We start from the raw sequence: 7,308 nt of genomic DNA on the forward strand, positions 1-7,308 counted from the left end.
AGGCCCAGCCCCAGGCGCCCGCGTCCGGGGACGGCGGCGGCCACTGGAGGCCGTGGCGTTTCCGCATGTCGAACGACGTGTGGGGCACCCCCGTCGTGGCCGGCGACCTCCTCTACGTCACGTCCTTCGAGGTCCACGCCCTGGACGTGGCGACCGGCCGCCGCCAGTTCAAGACCCGGGACGTCGCCTGGTCCATGGCCGTGGCGTCCGGCCGTATCCACGCGTCCGACGGGCCCACCCTGTACGCGCTCGACGCGCAGGACGCCGGTGAGCTGTGGCGGCTCCAGACCGACGCCTGGGTGTACTCGCTCAAGGTCGACCGCGGCACCGTCGTGACCGGTACGCGCGGCGGCGGCGTCCAGGCCTGGGAGGCCTCCAACGGCGCCAAGCTGTGGGAGCTGACCGGCGCCCAGACCGACTTCGAGACCCCGGAGGCCGGGCCCGCCGTCCACGGCGACACGGTGTACGTGTGGCAGGACGCCAGGCTCCGCGCCCTCGACGCCCGCACGGGCACCGAGCGCTGGTCGTACCCCATCGGCGACGCCGCCTCCTGCGGCGGGGTGCCGCTGCGGGTCACGCCGGCGGAGGACGGCTACGTGTACGTGGCGGCGGGCACGCGGGTCCTCTCCGTGGACGTCCTGTCGGGCCACGTCCGCTGGCACTTCGAGGCCCCGGCGGTCTTCCTGTCCCCGCCCGCGTTCGCGCCGGGCCCCGCTGTTGCGGGCGGCGGCGTGTACCTGGCCGACTACCTCGGCACGGTGTACGCCCTCGACGCCACGACCGGCAAGGACCGGTGGCGCATCGCCACGGAGTCCCGCCAGTCCGTGGAACCGGTGCTCGTCGCGGACGGCAACATCCACGTCGGCAGCGGCAGCGCGCTGTACACGCTGGACGCGGTCACCGGCACGCCCCGGTGGCGGTTCGCGGCGGGCGGCGAGATCGTGGGCACGCCCGTCGTCGCGGACGGCCGCCTCCACTTCGGCTCCGCCGACCACGTCCTGTACACGCTGGACGCGGGCGGCGGCCAGCTGCGCTGGAAGCTCACCACGGGCGGCGAGATCACGGGCTCGCCCGTGGCCCGCGCGGGCGTCGTGTACGCGTGCAGCAAGGACCGCTGCGTCTACGCCCTGGACGCCCTGAAGGGCACGGCGACCGGCCGCGGCGCGGCAGCCCGCCAGGCGTAAGGGCCACGCCGCACGAGACCGTGACGGGTGGGCGCCGTGTGCAGGGGTGGGGGCGGCCGGTCGCGTTGTGCCCAACCTCCCCCAAGCTCTCGGCTTCGCCCGAGCAGGGGGACCCCCATCGCCCTGCGGGACGCCTGCCCACAACGTGACCGGCGAGCCGTCGTCGTTTCCCGTGCACGGGCCTCAGCCCGGGCGCTGCGGTCCCGGGGGTTGCTCCGGCGGGTACCCCGGGTAGTTCGGGTCGTCCGGGCCCGGCACCGGGCCCGGAGAGGTGCCGCCGCGGCGGCGGGCGTGCCGGGCGTGCCGCGGGCTGTCGTCCGCGACGGGCGTCGCGGGCCCCACGGCCCGCGGCCGCCCCACCATCACGGCCGCGGCCAGCAGCATCAGCACCCCGCCGCCCAGCGCCGGCAGGACGCCCCAGCCCAGCCCCGCCCCGTCATCGCCCACGCTCAGGCCCCCTGCCTCCTGCCCCTGGCGGACCATCCACAGGATCGTGAACCCCAGCGCGATCACCCCCGCGGCGGCCACCAGCAGCCGCGTCCGCAGCGCCAGTCCCACCACCGCCACCAGCGCCGCGAACGCCAGCGGCAGCAGCACCGACTCCCACAGCTCCGACTGCTCGGCGGTGATCCCCGAGAACAGGTCCTCGATCTGGTAGTGGCGCCCGCGGCGGCCGTCGTACCAGACGAGGAAGGGACTCCACACAGCGGCCGCCGCTCCCACCAGGGCGAGGACGGCGCCGACGACGTTACGGATCATCCCGGGCCTCCTTCGGAATCCGCCGTCGCGAGTACCCGGCGGGCGCCCCGGGAATCCCGCCGGTCCGCCCGTCCGCCCGTCCGTCCATCCGGCGCCGTCGTGGCACGCCTCGCTGCTAGGGTGACGTGCACCCGCCAAGTGAGCGGGCTATTATTCCACTTTCGACGGGGGTTGAAACGTGAAAACGCGTCATGTTCGCGCGGTCGCCGTGTTCGGGCTCGTGCTGATCACGCTCACCGGTGCGCGGGGCTCCGGCGGCGGAAGCTGCAGCGGTTCCGGCTCCAGCAGCTCCAGCCACGGCTCGGGCTCCGACTCCGGGAGCAGCAGCACGAGCGGCGGCAGCGACTACAACGGCTCGGACACCGACAGCAGCGGTTCCGGTTCCAGCTCCGGCGGCAGCAGCGGCGGCGGTTCCGTCGCCGGAGCCGGATCGGGCTCGGACCGGGCGGCCATGCGGGACATCCGTATCGACTCCTGCCAGCTCGACGACACCGGCAAGAAGCTGGTCGCGCGGGTGACCGTCACCAACGACGGCTCGCTCGACTACGACTACGACTTCACCGTCCAGTTCAAGGGCGACCTCGGCGACAGCGTCGCCACGGCGACCGCCCGCGTCGACGACTTCGCCGTCAAGGCGTCCGCGTCCCGTACGACGGAGGCCTCCACCGCGTACACGGGCGGCGGCGACGGCTCCGAGTACAAGAAGTGCGTCGTGAGCCGCGCCGGCCGCACGATGAGCTGACGCGCACGCGAACAGCCTTGAGGGGCCGAACCGGACGGTTCGGCCCCTCAAGGCTTGAAAACGACCGCGGCCGCGGCGGCTCCCCCTCCGCGCCGCCGCGGCCGCACCCCGTGGGCGAAGGTCTACGGCGCGGGCGGCGCCGGCATGTGGTTGTCCATCGTGGTGACGGTGTCGCCCAGCGGCTCGGACGGCATGTGGTTGTCGAGCGTGACGATGCCGTCCTCGCCGTCCTTCGGCGGCGCGGGCATGTGGTTGTCCAGGGTCACGATGCCGTCCTTGGGCGGGGCCGGCATGTGGTTGTCCATCGTGGTGATGGTCTCTTCGGTCTGCTTGTCGCTCATGGGACGGCATCCCCCTTCGACGGTGTGACTTGGCAACGCCCGCTCGGCGACTCCCCCGAGGGCCGCCGAACGGGCGTTCAGGCGCGCTCACCATAGAACGGTGGCGCCGGGTCGGCCCGTCTGCCCCCCGATGCGACGGACCGCTGAGTAGGAGACTGCCGGTCGGGCATAAACGAATGCTGAACGCCCCGGTCCGGGGCGCGCGCGGCCCCTCAGGCCGCCGCCGAAGGGGCCAGCAGGGCCCGCACGTCGGCCGCCTCCGGCGCGCCCAGGCGCTCGTACAGCGCGAGCGCCTCCCGCAGACAGGCGCGGGCGCGGTCGCTCTGCCCCAGCGTGCGCAGCGCCCTGCCCAGCAGCGCCAGGACGTTGCCGCGCATCTGGTCCCCGCCGATGCAGCCCAGCGCCAGGGCCTGTTCGGCGTGCTGGGCGGCGTGCGCGGGGCGCCGGGACTTCAACTGCGCCTCGGCGATACGGAAGTGGGTCGCCCCCTCCCAGAGGCGCTGCCGGTTCCTCGCGAAGATGCGCAGCGCCTCCGTGAACTCCTCCAGGGCCTCCGCGTGGCGTTCCGCCTGGGTGAGGGCGATCCCGAGGGCGTAACGGCCGTTCGCGAGCCGCAGGGTGAGCCCGAGCCCGTCGTAGATGTCGATACCCTGCTGCGCCAGTTCTATGGCGCTGGACGTCCTGCCCGTCAGCAGGTGCAGCCGCGAGAGGTTGCACAGCGCGCTGGCCACGCTGGGCAGGTTGCCGTCCGCGCGGGAGCCGTCGGCGGCGCTCACGAGGTGCTTCTCGGCGTCGCCGTGGCGGCCCCCCACGGCGGCGATGATCCCGCGGTCGTTGTCCGCCCAGTACACCGGGGCGGCGTCGCCCGCGCCCAGGGCCAGTTCGCGGGCCGTGCGGGCCTCCTCGTCGGCGTCGTCGTAGCGGCCCGCCACCAGGTGGACGTTGCTGAGCGTGGTGCGGGCGCGGCCTTCCGTGCGGGCGTCGCCGGCCGCGCGTGCGGCGTCCCGGGCGGCCAGGGCGGCCGACTCGTACTGCTTGGAGTTGGCCCCGGAGTCGGCCAGGTCCTTCGCCGCCCACAGCAGATCCACCGCGCGGCGCAGCCGGCCGGCCGCCGCGCCGTCGCCGGTCGTCGCCTGGCGGGCGCAGGCCAGCAGGCAGTTGGCCTCCCGGTACAGCCAGTCCTGCGCCGCGTGCCGGTCGGTGAAGGCGAGGCCGTCGTACGTCGTCGGCTCCAGGTGGTCGACCAGGCGGTCGCCGGGACGTTCCACGGCGTACACGCGGGCCGCCGTCGCCAGGTAGAAGTCCAGGAGCCGGGACATCGCGGCGTCGCGTTCGGCGGGGGGCTGCTCGTCGCGTTCGGCGCAGGCACGCGCGTAGAGCCGTACGAGGTCGTGGTAGCGGTAGCGGCCGGGCGCAGCGGACTCGACGAGGGACGTGTCGACCAGGGCCTCCAGCAGGTCCTCGGTCTCCTGTGCCGGCAGGTCCAGGACGGCCGCCGCGGCCGCGAGGGAGATGTCGGGCCCGTCGGCCAGGCCGAGGAGGCGGAACGCCCGTGCCTGGGCGGGCTCCAGCTGGCCGTAGCCCAGCTCGAACGTGGCCTTCACGGCCAGGTCGCCCGCCTGGAGCTCGTCGAGCCGGCGCCGCTCGTCGGCGAGCTTGGCCGCCAGGACGGACACCGTCCAGGTGCGGCGCGCCGCGAGCCGGGACGCCGCGATACGGATGGCCAGCGGCAGGAACCCGCAGGCCGCGACCACGTCCAGGGCGGCCTCCCGCTCCGCCTGCACCCGCTCGTCGCCCACGATCCGCGTGAAGAGCCGGAGCGCCTCGTCCGGCGACATCACGTCCAGGTCGACGAGGTGGGCGCCCGCCAGGTCCACCATGCGGATGCGGCTGGTCACCAGGGCCGCGCACCCCTCCGTACCGGGCAGCAGGGGCCGCACCTGCGCCGCGTCCCGCGCGTTGTCCAGCAGGACCAGCACGCGCCGGCCGGCGAGCGTCGAGCGGTACAGCGCCGCCCGCTCGTCGAGCGTCTCGGGGATCTGCTCGTCGGGCGTGCCCAGCGCCCGCAGGAACGCGCCCAGCACCGTCTCGGGCTCCGCCGCCCGGGCGCCCGCGCCCATCAGGTCCACGTAGAGCTGCCCGTCCGGGAACCGCGGCCGCGCCATGTGCGCGACGTGCACGGCGAGGGTCGTCTTGCCGACGCCGCCGATGCCCGCGAGCGCCGACACGGCCATGACCGAGCCCTCCGCCGTGGCCAGCAGGCCGCCCAGCTCCCGTACGAAGGCGGCGCGGCCGGTGAAGTCGGGGACGGTCGCCGGGAGCTGGGCGGGGCGTGCGACGGCGGGCCTCCCCGGCGGGGCCTGCTCCAGCGGCTGGGCCAGGTCGCTGTCGGCGCGCAGGATGCGCTCCTGGAGGCGGGACAGCTCGGGGCGCGGGTCGACGCCCAGTTCGTCGGCGAGGAGGCGGCGCGTGTCCGCGTACACGGCGAGCGCCTCGGCCTGGCGGCCGCTGCGGTAGAGGGCGAGCATCAGCAGCTCGCGGAGCCGCTCGCGCAGGGGGTGCGCGGCGGTGAGCGCGGTCAGTTCGGAGACGGCCTGCGCGTGGTGGCCGCACTCCAGGTCCAGGTCGAGCCGCGTCTCGATGAGCTGGAGCCGCCATTCGTCGAGACGGGCGCGCTGCGTCTCGGCGTACGGGCCGGGTACGGAGGCGAGGACCTCGCCGTCCCACAGGCCGAGCGCCTTGTTGATGAGCGTGACGGCCTGGGCGCGGTCGCCGCCCGCCCGCGCCTTCTCGGCCTCGGCGGCGAGCTCCTGCGCCACGTTCAGGTCGAGGGTGTCGGGGCGGCTGCGCAGCGCGTACCCGCCGGACTCGCTGACCAGCACGCCGGCCGGGAGCACCTTCCGCAGCCGGGACGCGTATGTCCGTACGGCCGCGAGGGCCTGCGACGGGGGCTCGTCGCCCCAGATCGCGTCGATCAGCTCGGCTGCGGTCGCCGTACGCCCGTCGCGCAGCAGCAGCGCGGCGAGCAGGGCCCGCTGCTGGGGCGACCCGGAGGCGAGCGGCTCACCCCCACGCCAGGCCCGCACGGGCCCGAGCACGGCGAACCGCAGAGCATCGACGCCACCGTCGACCACGGAGTCACGGTCCGCGCCGGCGCCACGGTCTGCGCCGGCACCACCGTCCGCCGCGGCGCCTTCGGCCGTCCGGGCGCCCCGCGCCTGACCGCCGCCCGGTGCCTGCGCCTGCCGCGGAACACGCTGCTCCGGCACTCGCGGCCCGCTGTCACGGTCCATAGCTCCCCCTGCCCGTACCGCTGGTATCGCCGCTGACAGTCTGCCTTGTGCGGGGCGGGCGCGTCAGCAGTGGGGTGACGCTCCGCACAAGGTAGTGACACAATCCGACAACAGCAGGGAAGTTGACGATCCATCAGTAAACCTGTCGGCGGAAGGACGGGCGCGGAGGCCGCAGGGATGTCGGTGCCGGGCGGTTGAATCGGCGGCATGCCGATCACACGTGACCTCGTCGTGCGGGGCGAGGACTGGTACGGGCGGGAACTGGGCGCGGGCGACGCGTACGCCGGGTGCACCTTCTACGACCTCGACTGGACGGAGGGCGCCAGCGAGGGCGCGTTGTTCGACGGGTGCACGTTCTCGGGCGTGCGGTTCAACGCCTCGCGGCACAGCGGGACGGCGTTCACGAACTGCACGTTCAGGAAGTGCGTGCTCTTCGACGCGCGGTTCGAGGGGTGCAAGGTGGTGGGGAGCCGGTTCGTGGAGTCGACGTTCGGGCTGCTGGTGGTGGGCGGCGGCGACTGGTCGTACGCGGGCCTCGCCCGGGCCGACCTCCGGAAGGCCGAACTCGACGGCGTACGGCTCCGGGAGGCCGACCTGACGGGCGCCCGCCTGGACGACGCGACCGTCACACGCTGCGACCTCTCCGCCGCGTCGCTTCGCGGCGCCCACCTGACCCGAGCCGACCTGCGCGGCAGCGACCTGACGTCCCTGGACCCCCCGCACAGCGGAGGCCCAGGGCGCCAAGATCGACCTACAACAGGCCGCCGTGCTGGCGACGTCGCTGGGCTACGCGGTGAGCTGAGCCGGGTGGGGCCTACGCGCCGCTGTCAGCTGTGTACGGCCCGTGGTCGCCGGACATGCGGCCCCGGACCCCGCGGCGTATCGTCGGGAGACGCGCGCGCCGCTCCGTACGAACGGACGAGACGGACGAACGGAGGCAGCGACATGGCCCGCATCTCCACGGCCGCCACCGGCACCAGCGCCGCCGC

General features: G+C 74.6%; 6 protein-coding genes. 3 read left to right on the forward strand and 3 right to left on the reverse strand.

Annotated features, from left to right (window positions below; all coding sequences use genetic code 11):
• A partial coding sequence (locus HTZ82_RS11635; RefSeq protein ID WP_254711794.1) for a PQQ-binding-like beta-propeller repeat protein occupies positions 1 to 1,184 on the forward strand: 1,184 nt, incomplete at its 5' end.
• Between the two features lie 183 nt (positions 1,185 to 1,367).
• Here HTZ82_RS11635 and HTZ82_RS11640 read toward each other — a convergent pair.
• The gene (locus HTZ82_RS11640; protein ID WP_175409269.1) at positions 1,368 to 1,943 is read right to left on the reverse strand and encodes a hypothetical protein; all 576 of its coding nucleotides are present in this window, start codon (positions 1,941 to 1,943) and stop codon (positions 1,368 to 1,370) included.
• A gap of 178 nt (positions 1,944 to 2,121) precedes the next feature.
• Here HTZ82_RS11640 and HTZ82_RS11645 point away from each other — a divergent pair, with 178 nt between their 5' ends.
• Positions 2,122 to 2,685, forward strand: coding sequence for a hypothetical protein (locus HTZ82_RS11645; RefSeq protein ID WP_175409270.1), 564 nt, complete (start codon positions 2,122 to 2,124; stop codon positions 2,683 to 2,685).
• Positions 2,686 to 2,807: 122 nt separating this feature from the next.
• Here HTZ82_RS11645 and HTZ82_RS11650 read toward each other — a convergent pair whose 3' ends face one another.
• Together HTZ82_RS11650 and HTZ82_RS11655 are read right to left on the reverse strand one after the other, a co-directional pair.
• Positions 2,808 to 3,026, reverse strand: a complete 219-nt coding sequence (locus HTZ82_RS11650; protein WP_175409271.1) for a hypothetical protein — start codon at positions 3,024 to 3,026, stop codon at positions 2,808 to 2,810.
• A 212-nt stretch (positions 3,027 to 3,238) separates the two neighbouring features.
• Positions 3,239 to 6,319 carry a BTAD domain-containing putative transcriptional regulator gene (locus HTZ82_RS11655; protein WP_175409272.1) on the reverse strand — a complete coding sequence of 1,027 codons (3,081 nt, stop codon included), beginning with the start codon at positions 6,317 to 6,319 and terminating at the stop codon, positions 3,239 to 3,241.
• Between the two features lie 207 nt (positions 6,320 to 6,526).
• Here HTZ82_RS11655 and HTZ82_RS11660 point away from each other — a divergent pair.
• Positions 6,527 to 7,308: pentapeptide repeat-containing protein (locus HTZ82_RS11660; protein ID WP_254711795.1), on the forward strand; the 782-nt coding region annotated here is incomplete at its 3' end.

Origin of the sequence: Streptomyces sp. TRM64462, assembly GCF_013362995.1 — a bacterium.
In the GTDB taxonomy this organism is placed as follows: domain Bacteria; phylum Actinomycetota; class Actinomycetes; order Streptomycetales; family Streptomycetaceae; genus Streptomyces.

Excerpts from the sequence above, each read along its gene's own strand:
- HTZ82_RS11640 (WP_175409269.1), bottom strand. The coding sequence starts at position 1,943 with ATGATCCGTAACGTCGTCGGCGCCGTCCTCGCCCTGGTGGGAGCGGCG.
- HTZ82_RS11650 (WP_175409271.1), bottom strand. The coding sequence starts at position 3,026 with ATGAGCGACAAGCAGACCGAAGAGACCATCACCACGATGGACAACCAC.
- HTZ82_RS11655 (WP_175409272.1), bottom strand. The coding sequence starts at position 6,319 with ATGGACCGTGACAGCGGGCCGCGAGTGCCGGAGCAGCGTGTTCCGCGG.